23 protein-coding genes are annotated in these 24,675 nt (G+C 65.4%); 11 read left to right on the top strand and 12 right to left on the bottom strand.

Annotated elements, in window-relative coordinates:
* Nucleotides 1–10 precede the first annotated feature (10 nt).
* Nucleotides 11–1,348, top strand: a complete 1,338-nt coding sequence (gene trkA / locus HACJB3_RS11545) for a Trk system potassium transporter TrkA (RefSeq protein ID WP_008416612.1) — start codon at nt 11–13, stop codon at nt 1,346–1,348.
* Here the strand turns inward: trkA and HACJB3_RS11540 are convergent.
* The 5 genes from HACJB3_RS11540 to HACJB3_RS11520 all read right to left on the bottom strand — a co-directional run bounded on the left by HACJB3_RS11540 (nt 1,343) and on the right by HACJB3_RS11520 (nt 6,835).
* On the bottom strand, nt 1,343–2,839 hold the full coding sequence (locus tag HACJB3_RS11540) for a TrkH family potassium uptake protein (RefSeq protein WP_008416613.1): 1,497 nt from the start codon (nt 2,837–2,839) through the stop codon (nt 1,343–1,345). The two genes, trkA and HACJB3_RS11540, sit on opposite strands and share 6 nt — an antisense overlap.
* 76 nt (nt 2,840–2,915) lie before the next feature.
* Nucleotides 2,916–3,701 (bottom strand): halocyanin domain-containing protein, encoded by a 786-nt coding sequence (locus tag HACJB3_RS11535; protein ID WP_008416614.1) that lies wholly within the window; start codon nt 3,699–3,701, stop codon nt 2,916–2,918.
* 51 nt (nt 3,702–3,752) lie between these two features.
* Entirely contained in the window at nt 3,753–4,811 is a 1,059-nt protein-coding gene (locus HACJB3_RS11530) for a M42 family metallopeptidase (RefSeq protein ID WP_008416615.1), read from the bottom strand.
* 28 nt (nt 4,812–4,839) lie between these two features.
* Complete coding sequence (locus tag HACJB3_RS11525; protein WP_008416616.1) at nt 4,840–5,703, bottom strand: alpha/beta fold hydrolase; 864 nt, start codon at nt 5,701–5,703, stop codon at nt 4,840–4,842.
* Between the two features lie 67 nt (nt 5,704–5,770).
* Nucleotides 5,771–6,835, bottom strand: coding sequence for a polyprenyl synthetase family protein (locus HACJB3_RS11520; RefSeq protein ID WP_008416619.1), 1,065 nt, complete (start codon nt 6,833–6,835; stop codon nt 5,771–5,773).
* Nucleotides 6,836–6,947: 112 nt separating this feature from the next.
* On the opposite strand from HACJB3_RS11520, the gene HACJB3_RS11515 reads away from it, so the two are divergent.
* Nucleotides 6,948–7,202 carry an MTH865 family protein gene (locus HACJB3_RS11515; protein ID WP_008416620.1) on the top strand — a complete coding sequence of 85 codons (255 nt, stop codon included), beginning with the start codon at nt 6,948–6,950 and terminating at the stop codon, nt 7,200–7,202.
* Nucleotides 7,203–7,366: 164 nt separating this feature from the next.
* Entirely contained in the window at nt 7,367–7,753 is a 387-nt protein-coding gene (locus HACJB3_RS11510) for a DUF7344 domain-containing protein (RefSeq protein ID WP_013199509.1), read from the top strand.
* 19 nt (nt 7,754–7,772) lie between these two features.
* Here HACJB3_RS11510 and gyrA read toward each other — a convergent pair whose 3' ends face one another.
* Nucleotides 7,773–10,214: a DNA gyrase subunit A gene (gyrA, locus tag HACJB3_RS11505; RefSeq protein WP_008416624.1), complete on the bottom strand. Its 2,442-nt coding sequence runs from the start codon at nt 10,212–10,214 to the stop codon at nt 7,773–7,775.
* A gap of 235 nt (nt 10,215–10,449) precedes the next feature.
* Nucleotides 10,450–12,357 carry a DNA topoisomerase (ATP-hydrolyzing) subunit B gene (gene gyrB / locus HACJB3_RS11500; protein WP_008416626.1) on the bottom strand — a complete coding sequence of 636 codons (1,908 nt, stop codon included), beginning with the start codon at nt 12,355–12,357 and terminating at the stop codon, nt 10,450–10,452.
* Between the two features lie 167 nt (nt 12,358–12,524).
* Here gyrB and HACJB3_RS11495 point away from each other — a divergent pair, with 167 nt between their 5' ends.
* From HACJB3_RS11495 to HACJB3_RS11480, 4 genes are all read left to right on the top strand, one after another.
* Nucleotides 12,525–13,307, top strand: coding sequence for a ZIP family metal transporter (locus tag HACJB3_RS11495; protein WP_008416628.1), 783 nt, complete (start codon nt 12,525–12,527; stop codon nt 13,305–13,307).
* Between the two features lie 70 nt (nt 13,308–13,377).
* Nucleotides 13,378–15,747, top strand: coding sequence for a DNA topoisomerase VI subunit B (locus tag HACJB3_RS11490; protein WP_008416629.1), 2,370 nt, complete (start codon nt 13,378–13,380; stop codon nt 15,745–15,747).
* Entirely contained in the window at nt 15,744–16,835 is a 1,092-nt protein-coding gene (locus HACJB3_RS11485; RefSeq protein ID WP_008416630.1) for a DNA topoisomerase IV subunit A, read from the top strand. Before HACJB3_RS11490 ends, HACJB3_RS11485 begins: the two co-directional genes overlap by 4 nt.
* A gap of 85 nt (nt 16,836–16,920) precedes the next feature.
* Complete coding sequence (locus HACJB3_RS11480) at nt 16,921–17,100, top strand: hypothetical protein (protein ID WP_008416631.1); 180 nt, start codon at nt 16,921–16,923, stop codon at nt 17,098–17,100.
* Between the two features lie 17 nt (nt 17,101–17,117).
* Here the strand turns inward: HACJB3_RS11480 and HACJB3_RS11475 are convergent, their stop codons facing one another.
* Nucleotides 17,118–18,287 carry an AI-2E family transporter gene (locus HACJB3_RS11475; RefSeq protein WP_008416632.1) on the bottom strand — a complete coding sequence of 390 codons (1,170 nt, stop codon included), beginning with the start codon at nt 18,285–18,287 and terminating at the stop codon, nt 17,118–17,120.
* A gap of 140 nt (nt 18,288–18,427) precedes the next feature.
* On the opposite strand from HACJB3_RS11475, the gene HACJB3_RS11470 reads away from it, so the two are divergent.
* Nucleotides 18,428–19,948 (top strand): hypothetical protein, encoded by a 1,521-nt coding sequence (locus tag HACJB3_RS11470; RefSeq protein WP_008416633.1) that lies wholly within the window; start codon nt 18,428–18,430, stop codon nt 19,946–19,948.
* A gap of 6 nt (nt 19,949–19,954) precedes the next feature.
* On the opposite strand, the gene psmB is transcribed toward HACJB3_RS11470, so the two are convergent.
* Both psmB and HACJB3_RS11460 read right to left on the bottom strand, forming a co-directional pair.
* Nucleotides 19,955–20,698, bottom strand: coding sequence for an archaeal proteasome endopeptidase complex subunit beta (gene psmB / locus HACJB3_RS11465; protein WP_008416634.1), 744 nt, complete (start codon nt 20,696–20,698; stop codon nt 19,955–19,957).
* A 48-nt stretch (nt 20,699–20,746) separates the two neighbouring features.
* Nucleotides 20,747–20,947, bottom strand: a complete 201-nt coding sequence (locus HACJB3_RS11460; RefSeq protein ID WP_049934431.1) for a hypothetical protein — start codon at nt 20,945–20,947, stop codon at nt 20,747–20,749.
* Nucleotides 20,948–21,189: 242 nt separating this feature from the next.
* Here HACJB3_RS11460 and HACJB3_RS11455 point away from each other — a divergent pair, with 242 nt between their 5' ends.
* Genes HACJB3_RS11455 through HACJB3_RS11445 form a run of 3 tightly spaced genes read left to right on the top strand, consistent with a single transcriptional unit; the run spans nt 21,190 to nt 23,076 of the window.
* Nucleotides 21,190–21,540, top strand: coding sequence for a DUF555 domain-containing protein (locus tag HACJB3_RS11455; RefSeq protein ID WP_008416636.1), 351 nt, complete (start codon nt 21,190–21,192; stop codon nt 21,538–21,540).
* A 37-nt stretch (nt 21,541–21,577) separates the two neighbouring features.
* A complete protein-coding gene (locus HACJB3_RS11450) occupies nt 21,578–22,117 on the top strand; it encodes a CBS domain-containing protein (protein WP_008416638.1) in 540 nt (179 codons plus the stop codon).
* Between the two features lie 35 nt (nt 22,118–22,152).
* A complete protein-coding gene (locus HACJB3_RS11445; protein WP_008416640.1) occupies nt 22,153–23,076 on the top strand; it encodes a ring-cleaving dioxygenase in 924 nt (307 codons plus the stop codon).
* Here the strand turns inward: HACJB3_RS11445 and HACJB3_RS11440 are convergent.
* Nucleotides 23,067–24,251: a pyridoxal phosphate-dependent aminotransferase gene (locus HACJB3_RS11440; protein WP_008416641.1), complete on the bottom strand. Its 1,185-nt coding sequence runs from the start codon at nt 24,249–24,251 to the stop codon at nt 23,067–23,069. The genes HACJB3_RS11445 and HACJB3_RS11440 overlap by 10 nt on opposite strands.
* Nucleotides 24,251–24,652, bottom strand: a complete 402-nt coding sequence (ribH, locus tag HACJB3_RS11435) for a 6,7-dimethyl-8-ribityllumazine synthase (protein WP_008416642.1) — start codon at nt 24,650–24,652, stop codon at nt 24,251–24,253. Before ribH ends, HACJB3_RS11440 begins: the two co-directional genes overlap by 1 nt.
* Between the last annotated feature and the right edge of the window lie 23 nt (nt 24,653–24,675).

Raw genomic sequence — 24,675 nt, 5'->3', positions numbered from 1 at the left:
CGGTGATCTCGTGCGCGTAATCATCATCGGTGCCGGCGAGGTCGGCTCCTCGATCGCGGCCGGCCTCGCGGACGACCACGAGGTCGTCGTCGTCGACATCGACGGCGACCGCGTCGACGACCTGACCTACTCGATCGACGTGCTGGCCATTCAGGGCGACGGCACCTCGATGCCGACCCTCGAGGAGGCGGGGATCGACCGGGCGGATATGCTCATCGCGAGTACCGACAACGACGAGACGAACATCGTCGCCTGCAACGCCGCGAAGATCGGGGGCGAGGTCTTCACCATCGCCCGGGTGAAGAAACCCGACCTGTTGGATACGTGGCACCGCTCGAACCGGGCCTTCGGCGTGGACTTCATGGTCTGTACGGACCTGCTGTCGGCCCAGGCGATCGTCACCATCGTCGGCCTGCCCGCCGCGCGCGACGCCGACCCCTTCGCTGGCGGGTCGATCCAGATGGCCGAGTTCGAGATTCCCGAGGACAGTTCCGTGACCGGCCAGACCGTCGCGGAGGCGGATCGCTTCGACTCGCTCACCTTCGTGGGTCTGTTGCGCGGCGAGACCGTCGAGATCACCCGCGGGGAGACGGTGCTTCAGGCCGGCGACTACGTCGTCGTGATCGGCAGCCCCGAGAGCGTCCAGCTCTTTGGAGCCGAACTCTCGCCCGAGCAGACCCCGGGATCCGCCGAGGAGATCGTCATCGTCGGTGGCAGCGAGATCGGCTTTCAGGTCGCCCGACTGCTCGAGGACCAGGGTCTCTCGCCCCGGCTCATCGAGGCCGACCACGACCGGGCGCGCGACCTCGCCGAACGGCTGCCAAACACCGTCGTGATGGAGAGCGACGCGACCGACATGGAGTTTCTCACCCGGGAGCACATCGACGAGGCCGACGTGGTCATAAGCGCGCTGACCCACGACGAGTCGAACCTGCTCATCTCGCTTCTGGCGAAGCAACTGGGCACCTCGCGTGCGGTGGCGGTCGTCGAACACGGCGACTACGTCGACATCTTCGAGGCGGTCGGCGTCGACGCGGCGATCAACCCCCGCGAGATCACCGCCGAGGAGATCACCCGTTTCACTCACGAGGGCCGCGCCGAGAACATCGCGTTGATCCACAACGACCGGGCGGAAGTCCTTGAGGTCGAGATCAACCGCGAGAGCATACTCGCGGGTCGGACCCTCCAGGAGTCGATGGCCGAGCTCCCCGATGCGGTCGTGATCGGCGCGATCACCCGCGAGGGGGAGTGTCTCATCCCCCGAGGCGACACCCGCATCGAGGTCGGGGATCACGTCGTCGTCTTCGCGCGCACGGATGTCGTCGACGCCGCCGCCGCCGTGCTATGAGGTCCAGAAGGCCTTCGTAAGCAGGACCAACACCGGGATCACCTCGATACGCCCGATCCACATCAGGAGGATCATCGCCAGTTTCGTCGTCGCCGGAAACGCCTCGTAGGTTCCGAAGGGGCCGGCGATCCCGAACGCAGGACCGATGTTGAGGAAGGTCGCCGCGGCCGCGCCCATCGCCTCGAACTCGTTCAACGGGAGGCCGACCCGGGCGCCGTCGACGACGACGAGGATCGTCGCCGCCGAGAACAACAGGAGGTTCACGAGGGCGAAGGCGTAGATGTCCCTGACGGTCTCCTCGTCGATCACCTCGTCGCTCAACCGGACGGGACGGATCGCCTCGGGGTGGATCGAGGTGAACAGATCGCGGCGAAACCCCTTGAGGACGACCAGCCAGCGCAGCGTCTTGATCGAGCAGGTGGTCGAGCCGGCCATCCCGCCGATGAACATACAGACGAACATGACGTGTTTCGCGCCCGCCTCCCAGCGATCGAAGTCGACGTTCGCGTAGCCGGTCGTCGTCAGCATCGAAACCGTATTGAATACGGCGTGGCGGACGGTCCGCTCGACACCGCCCGCGTAGTCGCTCTCGAAGGCGAGCAACACGGCCGTGATCGCCGCCAACAGCGCGAGCAGCGCGATGTAGAAGCGAAACTCCTCGCTGTCGACGAGTCGACGCCAGTCACCCTGCAGGGCGAAGTAGATGAGCACGAAGTTCGTCGCCCCGATGATCATAAACAGCGTGATGACCCACTGAACGGCCGGCGAGAAGGCCATGATGCTGTCGGGCTCCGGCGAGAATCCCGCCGTCGAAACGGTCGTCAGCGGGTGGGCGATCGCGTTGTACAGCCCCATGTTCGGGGCCAGCCCCGCAAGCGAGAGCGAATAGAGGATCGCCACCAGCAAGAGCGTCATCCCGATGTAGAGCCCGCCGAGCAGCCGTGCTGTCCGGGCGATCCGCGGGTCGAGTTTGTTGACGTCGCGGGTCTGGGTTTCCGACTCCATGAGCTGTGCCCCACCGACGCCGATCTGTGAGAGGATCGCCGTCGCGAGCACGAGGATACCCAGGCCGCCGAGCCATTGGCTGACCTGCCGCCACATCATGATCGAGCGCGCGTGGATTTCGAAGTCCACCAGGACCGTCGCGCCGGTCGTCGTGATGCCGCTCATCGACTCGAAGAGGGCGTTTATCGGGTGGGCGACCGACCCTACCCCTGCGAGGACGAACGGAACCGCCCCGATGAGCGGGACGACGAACCACGTCACCGCGACCATGAGAAACGCCTCTCGGGGCCCCAGCCGTGCCTCGTGACCCACGCGGACCAGCGCCTCGCCCGCGAGCACCGAGATCGCCATCGCGACGAGAAACGGGGCGAGCGCCTCGCGGTAGTAGACCGCGACCAGAAGCGGGAACGCGAGCGGCACGCTCAGCCACTTGAGAACGACGCCGACGAGGGTCGCGCTCACGCGCCAGTCGACGTTGATCCTCATCGGATACCACGACCCGCGGCCGATCGTCGGTTCACACCGTTACTGGCCGAACCGCTCGTGTAAGCGGTTCGTTTGCTCACTCGATCCGCTCTTCGCCGTAGTCGCCGCCGTACTTCATGAAGACGTAGGTGAGCCCCAGCGTCGAACCGAGCGCGACCGTCAGCGCGACGCCCGCGGACTTCGCCGGACCGGGCAGCGTAACGCCCGTGGATTCCGAGCCACCCGCCCCGCCGCTCTCGCTTTCGGCCGCGGTCGTTTCGATCTCCTCGCCGACCGCGACACCGCCGTGCATCCCCTGGGAGGTGTGGGGAACGCATTCGTACTCGAAGATGCCGCTCTCCTCGAAGGTGTACTCGAAAGTGAACCCGGCTTCGCCGCTGGTTTCGCTCTCGAAGCCCAGATCGCCGGTGTTGCTGACGTTGTGGCTCCCCCCTTCGCCGGTCCACTCCCAGATCACGGTCGTGCCGGTGTCGACCCAGACCGCCGGCGGCCCGAACGCCAGTCCGTCGCCCGCACCGACTTGGACGGTAACCTCGGACGACCCGCGCTGGTCGTCGGTACCGTCGTAGTTGTTCGCGTCCGTCACGAAACTCGACCAAGCGGGCACCTGATCGCCACCGCCGCCACCCCCGCTCTCGTTTCCACCTTCGCTCTCGTTGCCCCCACCGCTTTCGTTCCCGCCCCCGCTTTCGTTTCCACCGCTCTCGTTGCCCTCGCTTTGGTTCCCGCCACTCTCGTTGCCTCCTTCCTGTTGTGCGGCCGCGCTGGTGCTCGCCGCGACGGCCGCCGTCCCGCCGATCACCGTCTCGCGCATGAACAGTCGCCGCGAGAGGTCCCGGTTCCGGTCTCGGTCCTCGGTCATACGCGGGGGTTGGGAACGGGCCGTACTGAATATGTTGGTTTTCGCCCTCGCTCAGAGACGGTAGTCACCCTCGCCGGTCTCGCCGTCGAGGAAGGCGCTCAGAAGGTCGATCGTCGCCCCGACGTCCCTGAGATGAGCGCTCTCGGTGACGGTGTGGAGATACCGGGTCGGAATCGAGAGCGCGCCGACGGGTTTGGCCCCCGCCGCGGTCTGAAAGCCCGCCGTGTCGGTCCCACCCGCCGGCAGGACCTCGAACTGGTGGCTGATGCCCTCCGTCTCGGCGACCGCCGCGAGGCGTCGGTGGACCTTCGGGCTGGTGATCACGCTCGAGTCCTTCAGCTTGATCGCGACGCCCTCTCCACACCGGGTGACGTACTCGCGCTCCTCGAAGCCCGGAACGTCGTTTGCGACGGTCGTATCCAGCGCGATCGCCAGATCCGGATCGAGGTCGACCCCCAGCGCGTTCGCTCCCCGGAGTCCGACCTCCTCTTGGACCGTCGCGGCGAAATGAACCGTCACTGCTGGCGAGTCGAGTCGCCGGGCGGCCTCGATCAGCGCCAGTACGCTCACCCGGTTATCGACCGCCTTCCCCGTGACGTGTTCGCCGACGATTTCCGTCCCTTGATCCAGCGTCACGAGGTCACCCGGCGAGACGCGCTCCTCGACCGTCTCCGCGTCGAGACCGAGATCGATGCGCACGTCCTCGACCTTCGGTGTCTTCTCGCGGTCGGCCTCGTCCAGCGTGTGGGGTGGGGCCGACCCGATGACGCCCGGCAGGTCCCCGCCGCGCGTGTGAACGGTCGCCCGCTGGGCTTTCAGGACTCGGGGATCGAACCCGCCGAGCGGGTCGACGGCGAGAAAGCCGTTCTCGTCGACGTGCGTGACCATGAAGCCGATCTCGTCCATGTGCGCGGCGACGACCACCGAGTACGCCGACTCGCCCTCGACGGTCCCGATCACGTTGCCCATCGCGTCGGTGTGCAGATCCTCGACGTGCGGGGTGAGTTCCTCGCGGACGATCGCCCGTACGCGGTCCTCGTAGCCCGGAACGCCGCGGGCCTCGGTCAGGCGCTCGAGTAGGTCGTACTCGAAGTCGGGTTCGACTGCCATACCTCCCCCACGACGCGATACGTATAAATCACGGCGAGACGCCCTCGGTCCCGTCGGGATCGCTGTTCGCCTCGCAGGCATCGATCCGGGCCAGAAACTCCCGAACCACCCGGGTGAAAAACGCGGGATCGTCGAGGTTCGAGGCGTGGCCCGCGCCGGGGACCTCCCGAACGGTGGCGTCCGGGAGCGTCGCTTCTAGCCTCGGGACGTGCCGGCGTACGAACGGCGGTTCGTTCTCGCCGTAGATCACGAGGGTCGGCGCCGTGATCGAATCGAGGTCCAGTCGGGTCTCGTGGAACCGCGCGACCGCCCGGATCACCTTCGCGAACTCGCCGGTCGTCATTCGGGGACCCGCCGAGCGGATGCGCTCGATCTCCCCGTAGTCGCCGCTCGCGCCCCTCGAGAGGCGTTCGTGAAGCCACACCAGCGCCCGCTCGACACGCTCGTAGCCGACGAGACGAACCGGCGGGACGGTCGCGCGCAACATCAGCGAACGCTGGATCCACTCCCCGCGGGTGAGTAGTTTCGGGGTGAACGTATCGGCCAACACGAGCCCGCCCACGCGCTCGGGATGGCGCGCGGCGTAGACCTGCGCGATACACCCACCCATCGAAAGCCCGCAGACGACGGGGCGATCGAGATCGAGCGCCTCGACGAGCGCGGCGAGGTCCTCGGCGAACAGGTCGACCGAGTAGCGTTCCCGGTCCGACCCGCCGGTCCGACCGTGCCCGCGGACGTCGTAGGCGATCACGTCGTAGTCCTCGCAAAGCGCCTCCATCTGTGCCGTCCACTGGGTGTAATCGAGGATCGCGCCGTGGACGAAGACCACGGGACGCCCGGCACCGCGTCGTTCGTAGTACGTTTCGATATCGCCGGTCCGCACGGTCGCCATCCGGTGTCCTACGCTTCCGACGGACATAACCCTCCCTACGGGGTCGAGTCGAGCGGCCCCGACCGAGTCAGACGTCCCGCTCGATGACGAACTCGGTAAAGGAGGCGAGTTGGTCGGCCCGCTCTTCGTCGAGGGGCACATCCCGGAGGTGCTCGCGGGCGCTCTGGGAAAAGGACAGTGCGCACTCGCGGGCGTACTCGATGCTGTCGGTCGACTGGAGGATCCCGATGGCCTCGGTGATCTCCTCGCGGGTGTTCTCGGGCTTGTGGAGGATCGACGACAGTCGATCGGCCGCTACCGGGTCGGCCGCCGAGAGGGCGTGGATGACCATCAGTGTGCGCTTTCCCTCGCGGATGTCGTTGCCAAAGGCCTTGCCGAACTCGGTGGTACCCTCGATGGTGCTCTCGACGTCGAGGATGTCGTCGCCGATCTGGAACGCGATGGACATGTCCTCGGCGTAGGCGGCGACCTCGCGCTCGACTTCGGGGGGCTGGTCGGTGATGATGGCGGCCAATCGGGCGACGATCCGTCCGAGACAGCCGGTCTTACACGCACACATTTCGAGGTACTCCGCCTCCGCGACCGTCGCGTCGCGGTTGCGGTGCCAGTAGATGTCCATCCCCTGACCCAGATGCGTGCGGTTGAGTTCGTCCATGAGCATTTCGTAGGTCGCCAGTTGAGTCTCGGGATCGAGGTCCGCGGGGTTCTTGCCGATCACTTTCAGGGGCAGGAAGTACATCGCATTGCCGGCGTTGAGTGCGATGTCGGGACCGAAGCGGTGGTGGAGGGCGGGTTCGCCCCGTCGGATCTCGGCCCCGTCCTCGACGTCGTCGACGATGATCGTTCCGTTGTGAAGCACCTCCGGGATGCAGGCGTAGGGCAGGTACGCGCGTGGGTCGGCCCCGAACCCGTCGAGCAAGAGCAGACAGACGACCGCCCGCCAGCGCTTGCCGCCGCGATCGAGCAGGTCCCAGATCGGGTCCGACAGCGCGCGCTGGATCGCATCCGGGTCGTAGCGGTGGCTCGCCGGCCCGAACCACTCGACGAGGTAGGCCTCGTCGATGTCGCGAGGGAGCAGCGTCTCGATGGCGTCGTCGACGACCGGCCGCCACTCGGTGAGGACGTCCCGCATACCGCGGGGGTCGCCCGGCGCGCTCAAAAAGGTTCAGTTTGCCGTCGAAACCCCCACGGCATGTATAATTGTTCCAGAACGTTTTTATCGCCCGGGCGAGCAGATACCCGCTATGGCAGACAGAGACGAACTCCGCACGCAGCTCCACGACGCCTTCGAGGGCGCGGATTACCCCGTGAAAAACCAGATGGACCTCGTCCCCGCGCTCCCCAACGGTCCCGCAACGAAGTTCGAGGCCGGCGAGACGAGCTTCACCGCCATGGAGATGGCCACCCGTCTGTCGGGCCACCAGGAGTTCCCCTACGAGGACGCCGATTCGCTCGTCGACGACGTTATGGTCGGCCTCGAAAAGGAAGACATGATATAAATCGAGGACGGTCGCCTCCACACGAGTCGGCGTCCGACCTGACCCCATTCCTCGTGTTTTCCGATCCAAATGTCTCGAAACGGATCCGCCAACGTCGTTTTCTAGGAATACCATAATGATATGGTACGGTACTTACCCATGGTGAACCCGTGGGTCAAAACGGAATGTCGGAGCGAAGCGCCCCCCTCGACGCAGACGGTCCGAACCCCGATCAGCACCCCGCCTCTGCGCCCCTCGATCGGGTGTTCGACATACTCGCGACCGAGTACCGCCGGCAGGTGGTCGTCCGTCTCGATCGGGAAACGGGTACGCTCCCCTTCGAGACGCTCGTTACGAGCGTGACGGCGATGCGAACCGGGCTCGAGCCGGCCGCACTCGAGGAGACCGACCGCGAACCGACACGCATCGCGCTGTATCACTCGCATCTCCCAAAACTCGTCGACACCGGCGTCGTCGAGTTCGACCGCGAAACCGGGACGGTCGCTCCTGGCCCCCGACTCGACGTTGTCGCGGCCAGCCTCGAAGCGGTCGAGAAACTCCACGCTTCGTAGCATCGCTCCGGGATCGGTCTCAGAGAACTTCGGGGATCACGTCGACGCTTGCGACCCGATCGTCGCCTGCGAGGCGCATGACGATCACGCCCTTGGTGTTTCGTCCGACCCGTGAGACGTCGGCCGCGTGGATCCGCATGATCTGGGCGTCGTCGCTCATCACCACGAGGTCGTCGTCCTCGCTTACGGATTCGACTGCGGCCACCGGCCCGTTGCGGTTTCCGGTCTTGATGTCGATCAGCCCTTTCCCGTAGCGCGACTGGGTGCGATACTCGCTGAACGGCGTGCGTTTCCCGTAGCCGTTCTCGGTGATCGTCAACAAGCTTCGGCTCTCGTCGGCCGTAACGAGGCCGACCACCGAGTCGCCACCCTGAAGCTTGATCCCGTTGACTCCTCTGGCTGTGCGCCCCATCGCGCGGGCCTCGCTCTCGGGAAAACGGATCGCCATCCCGTTTCGCGTAGCGATCAGGAGGTCCGCCGAACCGTCCGTGACGGTGACGTCGACGAGTCGATCACCCTCTTCGAGCGAGGCGGCGATCAGCCCCGACGAGCGCACGCGCTCGAAGGCACTTGCCTCCGTGCGCTTGACGTAGCCGTTCTCCGTGACCATCGTCAGGAACTCCTCGTCGTCGAAGTCGTCGGTGTTGACGACCGCCGTCAGCTCCTCGTCGGGATCCAGATCGAGGATGTTGACCGCTGACTTCCCTCTGGCGGTGCGACTCATCTCGGGAACGTCGAACCCGCGGATCTGGTAGGCCTTGCCGTGGTTCGTAAAGCAAAGCAGGTAGTCGTGGGTGTTCGCGCGGAACACCTTCGAGACGCGATCGCCCTCCTTGAGGTTCGCGCCGATGATGCCCTTGCCACCGCGACCCTGAGGGTCGAACGCCGAGACGGGCATCCGTTTGACGTAGTCGTCCTCGGTGACGAGGATCAGGGAGTCCTCCTCGGGGATGAGGTCCTCGTGAAGCACGGTGTCGCCGCCCTCGATGATGCTGGTGCGCCGGTCGTCGCCGTACTCCTCGCGGATTTCCCGGAGTTCCTCCTTGATGACGCCGAGAAGCTCCGACTCGTTCGCGAGGATGGTTTCGAGGCGCTCGATCTCTTCGACGAGCGCGTCGTACTCCTCATCGATCTCATTGCGTTCGAGCGAGGTGAGACTACCCAGTTGCATCCGAACGATGTGTTCGGCCTGGGCCTCCGAGAAGTCGAACTCGTCGCTGAGTGCCTCCTTCGCGCCGTTTCGGTCCTCGGCCCCGCGGATGAGCTCGACGACGCTGTCGACGTTGTCGAGCGCCTTCAGGCGCCCTTCGAGGATGTGCGCGCGGTCCTCGGCCTCGCCCAGGTCGTACTCGCTGCGCCGGCGTACGACGTCCTTTCGGTGCTCGACGTAGTGTTCGAGCGTCTCCTTCAGGTCGAGTACCTGCGGTTGGCCGTCGACCAGCGCGAGGTTGATCACGCCGAAGGTCCGTTCGAGATGGTGCTCTAGGAGCTGGTTCTCGACGACGTCGGCGTTCGCGCCGCGCTTGAGGTCGATCGCGATGCGGATCCCGTCCCTGTCCGACTCGTCGCGCAGGTCGCTGATCCCCTCTATCTTGCCCTCGTTGACGTTCTCGGCGATGCGCTCGACCAGCCGCGACTTGTTCTGCTGGAAGGGCAGTTCCGTGATGACGATCCGCTCGCGCTTGTCCGCTTGCTCGCGTTCGAACTCGGCGCGCACGCGAAGGCGCCCGCGACCCGTGGTGTACGCCGAGTGGATCGCCTCCCGGCCGACGATGTTCGCGCCCGTCGGGAAGTCCGGTCCCTTGACGTGCTCCATCAGGTCCGGAATCGAACACTCGGGATCGTCGATCAGATGGATCGTCGCGTCGATCACCTCTCGCAAATTGTGCGGCGGGACGTTCGTGCTCATCCCGACGGCGATGCCCGACGAACCGTTGACGAGCAGGTTCGGGATTGCCGCGGGCAGGACCTCCGGCTCCTCGAGGCGGTCGTCGTAGTTGGCCGTGAAGTCGACCGTCTCCTTCTCGATGTCGGTCAGCAACTCCTCGGAGATCGGGCTCATCCGGGCCTCGGTGTAGCGCATGGCCGCCGCGGGGTCGCCGTCGACCGAACCGAAGTTGCCCTGCCCGTCGACGAGGGGGTAACGCATCGAGAAGTCCTGGGACATCCGGACGAGCGTGTCGTAGATCGCGCTGTCGCCGTGGGGGTGATAATCCCCCATCGTCTCCCCGACGACCGAGGAGGACTTGCGGTGGGCCGACCGCGAGCTCACGCCCATCTCGTGCATCGCATAGAGGATGCGCCGGTGGACGGGCTTGAGGCCGTCACGGACGTCGGGCAGTGCCCGGCCCGCGATGACGCTCATCGCGTAGTCGATGTACGACTGTTCCATCTCGTCCTCGATTCGGACGGTGTCGATCCGTGCGGCGTCGATATTCGGGCTCGGGACGTCAGAACTCATGGTATGGGGGTTTCAGGGTGTGGTGGTCGCTGTGGGTGTCGTTCGTACTGCGGTTGCGGTGACCGGCCGCGGTGAGGTGGCCGGTGCGAGCGGTGCCGCCACTTCCGGCGGCTCCGCGAGCAGGGCGGGGAAAGGCTGGCGTTCCTAAGAGCAGCCGTCCAACCGGACGGCTGCGATGCGGTCCTGGTGGACATGCAAAGGGCGAGGAACGGTCGCCAGTCCGTTCCGAGGGCTTTCAGATGTCGACCCATTCGGCCTCCTTTGCGTGCTCCTGGATGAACTGCTTTCGCGGCTCGACGGCGTCTCCCATCAACACGGAGAACATCCGGTCGGCCGCGGCGGCGTCCTCGACGGTGACCCGCTTGAGCACGCGATTGTCGGGGTTCATCGTCGTCTCCCAGAGCTGATCGGGGTTCATTTCACCGAGACCTTTGAACCGCTGGATCCGGTCGGGTGCACCGTACTCGTCGATGATCGCCTCGCGTTCGGCCTCGGCCATCGCCTCGCGGGTCTCCCCGCCGTACCGCAGGCGATAGAGCGGCGGCTGGGCGGCATAGACGTAGCCCGCCTCGATCAGCGGGCGCATATGCCGATAGAACAGCGTCAACAGCAGGGTGCGGATGTGCGCCCCGTCGACGTCGGCGTCGGTCATGATGACGATCCGCTTGTAACGTGCCTCGTCGATGTCGAACTCCTCGCCGACGCCCGCCCCCACGGCCGTGATCAGATCCCGGATCTCGTTGTTCTCGAGGATCCGGTCGAGGCGGTGTTTCTCGACGTTGAGGATCTTCCCCTTGAGCGGGAGGATCGCTTGGAACTTCCGGTTGCGCCCCTGTTTCGCGCTCCCGCCCGCCGAGTCGCCCTCGACGACGAACAGTTCGGCTTCGTTCGGGTCGCGGGTCTGACAGTCCGCGAGTTTCCCGGGCAAGGCCGTCGATTCGAGCGCGCTCTTCCTCCGAGTGAGCTCTTCGGCCTGCTTTGCGGCCTTGCGAGCTTTCGCGGCCTCGACGGCCTTGCGGACGACCGCTTGGGCAGTGTCGGGGTGTTCCTCGAAGTAGGTGCCAAGCCCCTCGTGCACCGCGCTCTCGACGATCCCCCGTACTTCCGAGTTGCCCAGTTTGGTCTTCGTCTGGCCCTCGAACTGTGGGTCGGGGTGTTTGATCGAGATCACCGCGGTCAGCCCCTCGCGGATGTCCTCGCCCCGGAGGTTCTCGTCGATCTCGTCGAGCAGTCCCTCGCCGTTCGCGTAGTCGTTGACCACGCGCGTCAGGGCGGTCTTGAATCCGGTCAGGTGCGTGCCCCCCTCGCGGGTGTTGATGTTGTTCGCGAAGGCGTGGATCGAGCCCTGAAGCTCGTCGGTCGCCTGCATTGCCACTTCAACCTGGATGTTTCGCTCCTCGTCGTCCAGATAGAGGACGTCCTCGTGAAGCGGGGTGCGCGTCTCGTTGAGATACTCGACGAACTCGCGGATCCCGCCGTCGTACTGGAAGGTCGATTCGGTTTCGTCGCGCTCGTCAGCCAGCGTGATCTCGACGCCTGGGTTGAGAAAGGCGAGTTCTCGGATACGGTTTTCGAGCGTCGAGACGACGAACTCGCGATCCTCGAAGATACCGTCGTCGGGCCAGAACCTGACTGTCGTCCCGGTCTCTTCTTCCGCTTCGAGATCACGAACGCGCTCGATGTCGCCCTCCGGCGCGCCGTGATCGAAGCGGTGGTGCCAGACCGCGCCGTCCCGCCGGATCTCGACTTCGAGGCGCTCGGAGAGTGCGTTGACCACCGAGACGCCGACGCCGTGAAGTCCTCCGGAGACCTGATAGGATTTGGAGTCGAACTTCCCGCCGGCGTGAAGCACGGTCATGATCACCTCGACGGCGGGCCGGTCGTACTCGGCGTGGGTATCGACGGGGATGCCCCGGCCGTCGTCTGCGACGCTCACCGAACCGTCCTCGTGGATCGTCACGCCGATCGTATCACAGTACCCCGCGAGCGCCTCGTCGATCGCGTTGTCGACGACCTCGTAGACGAGGTGGTGTAGCCCTCTGGAGTCGGTAGAACCGATATACATCGCCGGCCGGGTGCGAACGGCTTCGAGCCCTTCGAGCACCTGGATCTGGCCGGCTCCGTACTCACTCTGCTCGGACATAAAATCTGACTCGTCCTTCGGCCTCCGTAGTGATTAAACTTCCCGTACGCGCGCCCGCGCGTGAGGAGACTGGCGTTTGACACGTCCGGGCTCGTTTCGTCTCGGGGGAGAAGCGCCTTCCGGCTGGATCACATGGCCTTATACTCGATTGGCGTCGTCTGTAGGGCATGGAACCGGTACTGACGGTCCTTCTCGTCTCGCTTCTGGCCGGCTGTGCGACGGGATTGGGTGCCCTGCCGATTCTCGTCGTGTCGACAATCTCCCACCGCGTCTATGACGCCGCCCTCGGGCTGGCCGCGGGGATCATGTTCGGTGCCGCAGTCTTCGCGCTGATCGTTCCCGGCATGGAAGGTGAATCGCTCGGCGAGGTGCTCGTCGGGGTCTTACTCGGCGGGCTGTTCTTGCTCGTCGCGAACCGTGCGATCCCGCACTTTCACATGCTCATCAACGGTCGGCGGACCGGCGAGCGCGACGTCGAGATCGAACCGGAGGACGCAGATACGGTCCGCAGGGCCCTACTCGTCGGCGGTTCGATCACGCTGCACAACGTCCCCGAGGGGTTGGCGGTGGGAATCGCCTTCGGTAGCGGCCTCGAGGGTGTCGGGTTTTCACTCGCGCTCGCCATCGCGATCCAGAACGTCCCCGATGGCTTCGCGATGGCCGTCCCCGCAAGCCGTACGGACCTCTCTGACGCGCGGACGATCCTCTATACCACCCTCTCGGGAGGGATTCCCGAACCGATCGCCGCTCTCGCGGGCTTCGTGCTCGTCGCGGTGTTCACTCAACTGTTCCCGGTCGCCGCCGGGTTCGCCGCGGGGACGATGATGGCCGTCATCTTCCGGGAGATGATCCCCCAGAGCCACGGGCACGGCTACGCTGACGAGGCCACCTTGCTGTTCATCTTCGGGTTCTCGATCATGCTGTTCGTCGATACGGTGTTGGCGGTCTGAAGCCTCCAGTTACACTTTCACCGAGCTACCGCACGGGTTTTACGTTCGCCGGCGATAGAGACGGGTACGAATGACGTCGCTTCAGTCGACGCTCGGCGAGGAGACGGGGATCGCCGACGAGCTCGCTGCGAACCAGCGGGAGATCTCCATCGCCGAGTTCTTCGAGAAGAACAAGCACATGCTCGGGTTCGACAGCGGGGCCCGAGGGCTCGTCACCGCTGTCAAGGAAGCCGTCGACAACGCGCTCGACGCCACCGAGGAAGCGGGCATCCTCCCCGACATCTACGTCGAGATCGAGGAGGTGGGAAACTACTACCGGCTGGTCGTCGAGGACAACGGCCCCGGGATCACCAGAGAGCAGATCCCCAAGGTGTTCGGAAAGCTGCTGTACGGCTCTCGCTTTCATGCCCGCGAGCAGTCCCGGGGCCAGCAGGGGATCGGTATCTCCGCGGCGGTGCTCTACAGTCAGCTCACCTCCGGGAAGCCCGCGAAGATCACTTCCCGAACACAGGGCGCGGACGAAGCGCAGTACTTCGAACTGATTATCGATACGGACACCAACGAACCGGAGATCAGCAGCGCCGAGACGACCTCGTGGGATCGGCCCCACGGCACACGCATCGAGCTGGAGATGGAAGCGAACATGCGCGCCCGGGGACAGCTGCGCGATTACATCAAACACACCGCTGTCGTCAACCCCCACGCCCGGATCGAACTCCACGAGCCGAACGACTCGTTTAAGGCCGAGCGCGCGACCGACCAGCTGCCCGCCGAGACCGAGGAGATCCGCCCGCACCCCCACGGTGTCGAACTCGGGACCGTCATCAAGATGCTCGGGGCGACCGACTCGCACACGCTGTCGGGCTTTCTCCAGGAGGAGTTCACCCGCGTCGGCAAGAAGACCGCCCGGAAAGTGCTCGATAACTTCCGGAACCGACACTTCGGTCGCGAGATGGCGTGGGAACTCCCGGAACCGGACGAGGTGGAGAGTGCCGTCCGGGAAGCGACGACGAACAAGGCCGCCGACGCCATCGAGGCGTTCGCGACCGGGGTCGCCGAGCGCGTGGCCCAGCGCGAGCGAATCGCCCATCACGAACTCGAAGCGTTCGTCGCCGAGGTCGCGGACGAGATCGCCGCCGAACACGGTACCTTCGGCCAGACTGCCCGGGAGACGGCCGTCGGGGCGGCGTGGAGCGCGATCGTCGAGGACCGGGAAGCCGAGTGCTATCGGTTGGTGGACGCCGCGACGAGCACCCGCAAGGACGAGGCGACGATCGAGGCACTCTCACAGAGGCTCGCCGCGAAGTTCGACGACGATGGGCGCCACAGACTCTCCCACTCGGCGCTCACGGAGTACGTCGACCGCGCGGCGGACATGACCCAGGAGCGCGACGATGTCGCGGTGGGCGAGACCGCCCGCGAGAACATCGTTACCGAGTTCTGGTCGGTCATGAAGACGGTACCCGACGACGTCCCGCTCGCGAGGGAGGTCGCGAACGACCGCAACACGGCTCGCGATCTGGTCGACGCGATGCGCGAGACGGACATCATCGCCCCGCCGACGGACTGTCTGGCGCCGATCACTGACGAACTGGTCGAGGCCGGACTCCGAAAGGAGTTCGACGCCGAGTTCTACGCCGCCGCGACGCGGGACGCTGAGGTCCACGGCGGGGACCCCTTCATCGTCGAGGCCGGCATCGCCTACGGCGGCGAGATCTCCGCCGAGGGATCGATCGACGTGATGCGATTCGCGAACCGCGTCCCCCTCGTCTACCAACGCGGGGCGTGTGCGACCACCGACGTCGTCAAATCGATCGGTTGGCGCAACTACGGACTGGATCAGCCCGGCGACACGGGCCTGCCGAACGGGCCCGCCGTGGTGATGGTCCACGTCGCCTCGACGAACGTCCCCTTCACCAGCGAGTCGAAGGACGCCATCGCGAACGTCCCCGCGATCGAGGACGAGATCGAACTCGCGATCCGCGAGGCCGCCCGCGAACTCAAGTCCTACCTCAACAAACAGCGTTCGATCGCCAAACGCCGGAAGAAACAGGACGTGCTCGCGACGATCCTGCCCGAAATGGCCACGAAGGTTGCGGAGGTAACGGACAGAGAGCCCCCCGACATCGACGCGGCGCTGGCCCGGATCATGAACAACGTACAGGTCTCGCGGGTCGTCGAGAACGGCTCGGTGGTGCTGGCGGTCGAGAACCACTCGAACACCGCGGAAGACCTCGAAATCACCGATATCGTCTCTATCGAGCCGAACGACCTCTCTGCGGGGACGGTGATCGAGATGGACGGCGAGTGGTTCGTCAAGTGGTCGCCGACGGTTCCGGGCGGGGAGACGGCGACCTTGGAGTACAGCGTGGACGAGGAGGCGACGTTCGACCTCGACGTGAGCGGGGTCGAGACGGCGAAACTAACAGTTGAGAGATGAGCACGGACACACCACACGACGCGCGCGAACAATTGATCGAACTCGCAGCGGAGTTCTACGACCAGTTCGCCGACGGCGACGTCCCCGAGATGTCGATCCCGACACGAACCAAGAGCAACATCGAGTACGACGAGGACTCGCAGGTCTGGGTCTACGGCGACCGGACGAGCACCCGGTCTGCGAACTCCGTGCGGGGCGCGCGCAAGCTCCTGAAGGCGATCTACACGATCGATTTCCTCGCCGACCAACTGGGCGAGGATCGCTCCTCGACGCTGCGTGAACTGTACTACCTCTCGGAGAGCTGGGACAACGAGGAGGCTCAGTTCAACGATCAGGACGAGTCCAACCAGCTCGTCGAGGACCTCGAGATCGTCTCCTCGGTGACCCGCGAGGACTTCCACATGCGCCCCGAGGAGTCGGGCGCGACGCTGATGGGCCCGCTCGAACTGCGCGAGCAGACCCGCCGCGGCGAGCGGGTGATCCACTGTCAGGAGGACGTCGGTGAAGGGGGGTATCAGATCCCCAACAACCCCGACACGATCGAGTTCCTCGACAACGACGCCGACTTCGTCCTCGCGGTCGAGACCGGCGGGATGCGCGACCGGCTCGTCGAGAACGGCTTCGACGAGGAATACAACGTGATCATCGTCCATCTGAAGGGCCAGCCGGCGCGTGCGACCCGCCGGATCACGAAGCGGCTTCACGACGAACTCGACCTACCCGTGACCGTCTTTACCGACGGCGACCCGTGGTCCTATCGGATCTACGGCTCGGTGGCCTACGGCTCGATCAAATCCGCACATCTCTCGGAGTACCTCGCGACCCCCGAGGCACAGTTCATTGGCATCCAACCCACGGACATCGTCGAGTACGATCTTCCCACCGATCCGCTCTCGGACTCGGACGTCAACGCCCTCGAGAACGAACTGGAGGACCCCCGGTTCCAGACCGACTACTGGACCGAACAGATCGAACTCCAGTTGGAGATCGGAAAGAAGGCCGAACAGCAGGCACTTGCCTCCCGCGGGCTCGATTTCGTCACCGATACCTACCTCCCCGAGCGGCTCGCGGCGATGGACGTCCTGTAGTCACGGTCCTCGCATGTGTTCGTTACTCGTACTTGTCGGACGGTGGACACCAGCACCTAAGCTCCGTTCTCCCGTAGCCTGACCCATGGCACACACACCCGAAACTCCCGAGCGCTACGTCTGTACGAACTGTCTGGTCATCAGTGCGGGCGTCGTCGAGCACGTCGACGACGGTCACCGCTATACGGCCCCCGCACGCTGTGGAGCGTGCGGGGAAGACGAGTTCGTCGTCGAAGGACAGTACACCCACCATCACACCGACTGAGGTGACGCGCCCGGCTCTCAGTCCTCGACGACGGGCGTCGCGTTGGTATCGCTCGTGTCCGCCACCGGCGGCGAGTCCCGTTCGGGTCCGCCGAAGTCCTCGAGGCGAGTCTGCTGGGCCGGCGTGTCCTCGCCCCAGAGGACGTACGGCAGGAGGACGTACATCGCGTTGGTCAGGAGGATCAGGAGGACCGGCACGAGAAACAGCCCGTAGAACCCGAAGACGGCAGGACCGACGATGTAGCTGAGCAGCAACATCCCGGTGTGGGTGTTCTCGCCGCTGATGAGCGCGCGAATGAAGAAATCGGGGATGAAATCGACGAAGACCCCTGCGACGACGAAGAAGATCCCGACGTAGATCAACAGGGGGGTCTGGCCGGCGGCGACGACCGCCGCCGCGAGCCCGATCCCGACGGGGAGGTAGACGAGTTTGATCCCGACGACGGGGATCAGGCTCCCGATCCCGGCGAGCGCTCCGAGCAGGCTCGGAAACGGCACCTCGACCGCCTCCGGGACGAAGACGTTGTAGGTGAAAAAGACGACGACGCCGACGATGGCGGTGACGAAGACGTTGACGATGTTGCCAAAGAGCGTCATCGAGAGTTCGGGATCCACCTCGTCGAAGTAGCGCCGAATGATCCCCGTATCGTCGAGGTTCTCGAGGACCCACGCGCGCAGTTGTGGACCGTCGACGAGCATATAGTACGTCAAGACGACGAGGATCAACGACTGGATCAGTACGCTGCCGACGACGCTGGCCGCACTCGAGAGGCTGAAGAACACGGCGAGAATCGACCCCTGCGTACCCGCCGTCGTCACGGTCCGTTGGACGGTATCGAGATCGAGCGCGGCCAGATCGAACCGCTCGAGCCCGCTGTTGAGTACTTGGTTCTGGATGTCGTAGGCCTCGACGAACTGCTGAGTTTCGATGACCACGATCGCGACAGTGTAGGCCAGCAGGATCAGAAACGGGACCCCGAACAGGACGATCGCGAGCATCGCTCGTAGACGCCGTGGCAGTCCGAACCGACGGAGATACCGATGGATCGGGCGAACCGAGTAGTACAAAAAGACGGCGAAGACGACCACGGCGATGAACGCCCGGACGACGTAGGCGGCGAGGAGAACCAATCCGAGGACGATCAGCCCCAAGCCGAGACGTCGCCCTACCTCTCTGTCGTACTCCATGTCGTTTCACGATGGTTGCTCGTCGCATTAACTCACCGGTCGGTTCGAAAGCAGGTGCTAACGGGCCGTTTGCGCTCGCCCGGTGTCGATCCGACTGAACACTCCTACTTTCAAGGTGGTCGGCGGCGGATGGCTGAGCAATGACCGAATCCGAACTCGCCCGGGCGGTACAGGAGGCTCTCGGGACCGACGCGCGGACCTTTCAGCGCCGTGCGGCCGAGGACGCGGACGTTATCATCGAGGGACTCTCGGAGGGAGTCTTCGACAACCCACAGGCGATCGTCGGCTTCGAGTACGAGTTCTATGCCGTCGATGGCGAGACCAGCGCGCTGCGGCGGGTCCCCCGACGGGTGCTCGAGTACATCGGCTTCGAGAAGGAACTGGGCCTGCACAACGCCGAGATGTCGACCAGCCCCCAGCCGCTGAACGCCCACGGGCTTCGCGCCCAGGAGGCCGAGATCAAAGCCCGCCTGACGACCGCACTCGACTGTGTGCGTCCCGAGGGGATCACGTTGGTCAGCGACGGGCTGTGGACGATCCCGCCCGAGGGCGAGGGCGCCCGCGAGTACCTCACCGACCACATTACTGACGGGGGGATTCGCATCGCGACTAATATGAGCGACTCCGTACGATATCACGCTATGGCCAACGCCGAGGGCGACACCACGGCCGGAATGCACCTCGACGCGCCGAACGTTTCACTCGACTCGGCGACGGTGATGCCGGAAAGCCTCATCACCTCGATTCAGCCCCACTACCAGGTGGCCCACGCCGCCGACCTGCCCGATTACTTCAACTACGCGCTGCGGATCGCCGGACCGCTGCTCGCGCTCGGGGCGAACTCGCCGTTTTTCCCGCCGGAACTCTACGATGCGGATTCGGAGGAGGCGGTCGTCGAGGAGGCGTGGATGGCGAACCGGATCGCGGTCTTCGAGAGCGTCCTCAACGAGTCGAGCCCGGGGAAAGTCCGTTTCCCGCACGATCTTTCGAGCACCGAGGAGGCCGTCGACCGGGTCGTCGCCGACGACACTATCGTCCCGATGCCCGTCGAGACCTCGAATCGGTTCGACGACGAGTTCGCCCACTTCCGCATGAAACACGGCACCTACTGGCGATGGGTCCGTCCGGTCTTCGGCGGCGCGACGCGTTCTGCAGCCAACGCCCGCATCGAGTTCCGACCCATCGGCTCCCAGCCGACCGTCAGGGACTCGGTGGCCTTCCTCGCGGTCTTCGCCGGACTCTTGGAGAGTCTCCCCCGACGCGAGCACCCCGTGATCGATCTCGACTGGGCCGACGCCCGGGAGAACTTCTACTGTGCGATGCGCGACGGCCTCGCGGCGGACCTCTCGTGGATCACCGGCGGGGGCGAGGAGACCATCGAGAGCGAGGCGCTGTTTACGGACCTGTTCGACCACGCCCGCGACGGACTGAAACTCCGCGGGCTCAGCGATCAGGAGGTCGAAACCTACCTCTGGCCGCTTCGCCACCGCGCCCGACATGGCTACTCGCCCGCCGAGTTGCGCCACGAGCGTGTCAGCGACCTCCGCAGTGAGGGTGACTCGCTCGAGTCGGCGATCCACACCGCTCAACGCGAGTACATCGACCGCCAGAAAGAAACGCTGCTGGAGGGCAGCTTCGCCGATTGGGTTGACGACCGCTAAACCGACTTACCGGCCGTTCGAGATGCCGTCGACGCCCTCGAACTCCTCGAAGCGCTCGATGTCGACGCCCTCCTCGGTGACGGTCGCGATGTTGATGCCATTGCCGCTTGCGGTGTCGCGCTCGACGGCGCTGCCGACGCTGCGGATGGCGACGTCGCGGGCCTCCTCGACGCTCAGGCCCTCCTCGTAGTGCTGTTCGAGCACGCCAAGGGCGAACTGCGAGCCCGAGCCCGAGACGGCGTAGGTCTCCTCGGTGGTGCCACCCAGCGCGTCCATGCTGTAGATGTGGGGGCCCTCGTCGTCGACGCCGCCAAGCACAGGCACGACGATGAAAAAGCCGCCGCTGCGAAGGAGGTTGCTCGTCAGCGTCGAGAGGGCGGTCATGCTCATGTCCTCGCCCTGGCGGGCGTCATAGAGGTTGACCTCGGCTCGCAGGGTCCGGATCAGCGACTGGGCCGCCGAGACCGAGCCGGCGATGGTGAGCGCGCCCGTCGGGTGGACGTCCTCGACCTTCTGGACCGTCTTGCTCGAGACCATGTTGCCGAGACTCGCACGCATGTCGGTCGCCAGCACGACACCGTCCTCGGCGCGCAGGCCCACGGTCGTGGTGCCGGTTTTGAGTTCGGCGGCGTCGGCCCCCTCGGGGAGGTCGGCCTCGGGTAGGGAACCCAGTTCGGGCTCGTAGGGGTTGGCCTGACCGGGACTCGACGCGAGCGACTCCGAAAGCTGTAGGTCGTCGGGCGTTCGCATTACCGGACGTTACTCCCACGGACTGATAAACCCACTCGTTCCGGCCGATCACTCCGCGGGCGAACGCTTCTGGTAGCTTCGCTCGGCCGCGGCGAGGAGCCGATGAACCGGGAGGGTGAGGCCGACTCGTCTCATCGCCACCGCCAGCGGGAGCAGGCACAAACCGAGGGCGACGGTCGTCTGGTACAGGGCAAACAGGGCAACGTTGGACAGCCGTTCGATCATTCGATACCAGTCGCTGACTACCACGTCCTACATATATCTTGTTGCTCAAACTGAATATAACGATTCATTCGTGACGACTGCGACCCGGCGCAGTCGTTCGGTTTACGAACTCTGTCGGATCGGGACGGTCGAAATCCCGACACGTGACGGAGAATTGAAAGGTTTTTGGTGAGCGAACTGAGAGATTTGAATAACGTATCGGGAGAATCGACGTGACGTGCGCGCCGAACCGCAACGCACTCCCCTTCGCAGGGGAGAGGGAAGGTATGAATTATCTCGTGGCGATGGAGGCGGCGTGGCTGGTCCGGGACGTCGAGTCGATCGACGACGCGATCGGCGTGGCGGTCAGCGAGGCCGGGAAGCGACTGAACCGACAGGACCTCGATTACGTCGAGGTCGAGGTCGGGGCGACGGGCTGTCCGGCCTGCGGGGAACCGTTCGACTCGGCGTACGTGGCGGCCGACACCGCCCTGGTCGGGCTCGTCCTGGAGATGAAGGTGTTCAACGCCGAGGGCGAAGAACACGCCCAGCGCATCGCCAAAAGCGAGGTCGGCGGCGCGCTCCGAGACGTTCCTCTCTCGGTGATCGAGACCTTCGAGATCGAGGAGGGCGAGTAGTCGAACCTTTTATAATAACTCGCAGTTATTCACGCGCATGAACCTTCCCACGCCCCAGGACCTGCGCGAGCGCCGGATCGAACTCGATCTGACCCAGAGCGCCCTCGCCGAACGGGCGGGCGTCTCCCAGCCGCTGATCGCCAGGATCGAGGGCGGTGACGTCGACCCCCGGCTCTCGACGCTGCGGCGGATCGTCGAGGCGCTCGACGAGACCGAGGGCGGGATCGTCCGGGCCGATGATCTGATGAACACCGAGGTGATCCGCGTTGGGCCCGATGATGCGATCCGCGAGGCGGTGCGGAAGATGGACGAGGAGGCCTACTCGCAACTGCCCGTCCTCCAGAACGGTATTCCGGTGGGCTCGATCAGCCAGAGCGACCTCGTCCACCTCGACGCCGACGCGCGCGACGAACCGGTGGTCTCGCATATGGCCGAGAGCTTCCCGACCGTCTCGCGGGAGGCGACCCTCGACGAGATCGGCAACCTGCTCGATCACTACAAGGCCGTGATGGTGACCGAGACAGGCGAAACCGTCGGGATCATCACCGAGGCCGACGTCGCCGCACGCCTCTCGTAGCCTACAGCTATGGTGACGGCCGTCGTCCTGTTGGTATGGCAACCATAGCCGGCATCCACCACGTCACGGCCGTCTGTGACACCGCAGGACAGAACATCGCGTTTTACGCCGACTTGCTCGGTCTGCGTCTGGTCAAGCGGACCGTCAACTTCGACGCACCCGACAGCTATCACCTCTACTACGGCGACGAACTCGGCCGACCCGGGACGCTGATGACGTTCTTCGCGTGGCCCGACACTCCCCACGGGCGTCTCGGAACCGGACAGGTCGAGTCGATCGCTCTCGGGGTACCGCCCGACTCGCTCGAGTACTGGGCCGACCGCCTCGCGAACCGGAAGATCGACGCCGAGACGGTCGAACGGTTCGACGAGCGCCTGCTGCGGTTTCACGGGCCCGACGCGCTGCGTCTCGAACTCGCCGAAACCGAGATCGACGCGGAGCCGTGGGAGGGTGGATCGGCCGATCCCGAACACGCGATCGGTGGCCTGTACGGCGTGACGCTCGCACTCGAGGGCTACGAGCGCACCGCCGACCTGCTCGGGGCGATGGGATACGACGCCGTCGGCGAGGAGGACGACCGCTTCCGGTACGTGGCGAGCGATGAACCCGGCTCGATCCTCGACGTCAGGTGCCGTCCCGGGTTGCGCCGCGGGCGGATCGGCGTCGGCAGCGTCCATCACGTCGCGTTCCGGGCCGCCGATTCGGCCATCCAACGGGAATGGCGCGAAACGCTCGTCGGGCGCGGTCTGGACGTCACGCCGGTCCTCGACCGCACGTACTTCGAATCGATCTACTTCCGGGAACCGGGCGGCGTGCTCTTCGAGATCGCGACCGACGGGCCGGGGTTCACCATCGACGAGCCCGAAACGTCGCTCGGCGAGGAGCTTCGACTGCCCGACTGGCTCGAACCCCGACGGGCCGAGATCGAGCGCGATCTGCCGATGATCTTCTACAGGTAACCTTCCTCGGCCAGCCGATCGACCGCCTCGCGGATCCGCTCCTCGCTGTTGGCATACGAGAACCGCGCGTAGCCGGGCGTGCCGAACGCGCTTCCCGGCACGGTGGCGGCGTGGGCGTCCTGAATGGCCCCCTCACACCACGACTGATCGTCCGCTCGCGGCTCGCCGCCGCTCGCATCCGAGGCGCTTGGTGTCTCGCTCACGGGGACCATCATGTAGAAGGCGCCCTCGGGCGCTCGCACGTCGATCCCGTGATCCGCGAGGAGGTCGACCAGCAGGTCGCGGCGCGATTCGAAGGCTTCGACCATCTCTTCTACCGCGTCCTCGGTGTTCTCGAGGGCCTCGCAGCCGGCGTGCTGGACGAAGTTCGTCGCACACGAAACCGAGTGCGAGTGGAGTTTGCCGGCCTCGTCGATCAGCGCCTCGGGCGCGGCGAGATAGCCCAGTCGCCACCCGGTCATCGAGTACGCTTTCGAAAAGCCGTTCACCGTGACGGTGCGTTCTCCCATCCCCTCAAGCGTCGCGAGCGGCGTCGGCTCCTCGCCGTAGGTGATGCGCTCGTAGATCTCGTCGGAGATCACGGTAATATCGTGCTCGACGGCCAGATCTCGCACGCCGTCGAGCGCGTCGTCGCTGTAGACCGCCCCCGAGGGGTTGCTCGGGGAGTTCACGACGAGCAACTCGGTGTCGTCGGTTACGGTTTCTGCGAGCTCGTCGAGGGCGGGTTCCAGCCGGAACTCGTGGGCCGAGAGATCCACTCTGGAAAGGGTGCCACCCGCGAGTTTCGCCATCGCCTCGTAGGAGACCCACGCCGGGTCCAGCAACACCACTTCGTCACCGTCCTGCACCAGCGTCTGGAACGTCTCGTACAGCGCCTGTTTCGCCCCCGGCGTGACGATAACGTTCTCGGGACCGTACTCCAGCCCGTCGCCCCGGAGCTTCGTCGCGATGGCTTCGCGGAGGTCGCTGATCCCGTTCGAGGACGTATAGCCGGTGTCCCCGGCGTCCATCGATTCCTTGCCCGCGCTGACGACGTTCTCGGGGGTCGGGAAGTCGGGTTCGCCCACCGAGAGGTCGATCACGTCCGCGCCCTCGGCTTCGAGTTCGCTCGCGAGTTGACTGATCGCGAGGGTTGCGCTCGGTTCGACTCGGCTGACTCTGTCTGTAAACTCCATTATAGTTCCTCCACCAGATCGATTGCGGCCTCGACCGCATCCCTCCCCTTTTCGATGCGCTCGCGGGCCTCCGCACAGGACATCCCCGGCCCGCTGACGCCGAACGTCACGGGGGTATCCCGTTCCAGACTCACCTGCGTGAGCGCGTCGGCCGCCGACTGGGCGATCACGCGGTCGTGCTCGGTGTCGCCGGTGACGATCGCCCCCACGACCGCCACCGCGTCGATCTCGTCGCGGCGGGCCAGTCGATCGGCCGCTAGCGGGCTGTCGTACGCGCCCGGAACGCGGAGCGTTGCCGCGATCTCGGCGTCGCGCTCGGCGGCGGCGTCGCGGGCCGTCTCCGCCATCTCCTCGGTGACCGACCGGTTGAACTGCGCTACCACGAGCCCGAGCGTGACCATACCCGAGGGAATCACAGCGACCT

Source organism: Halalkalicoccus jeotgali B3 (genome assembly GCF_000196895.1).
Classification (GTDB): Archaea; Halobacteriota; Halobacteria; order Halobacteriales; family Halalkalicoccaceae; genus Halalkalicoccus; species Halalkalicoccus jeotgali.
The sequence above is the reverse complement of the archived record's forward strand: the minus strand, read 5'-3'. Positions and strand labels throughout refer to the sequence as shown.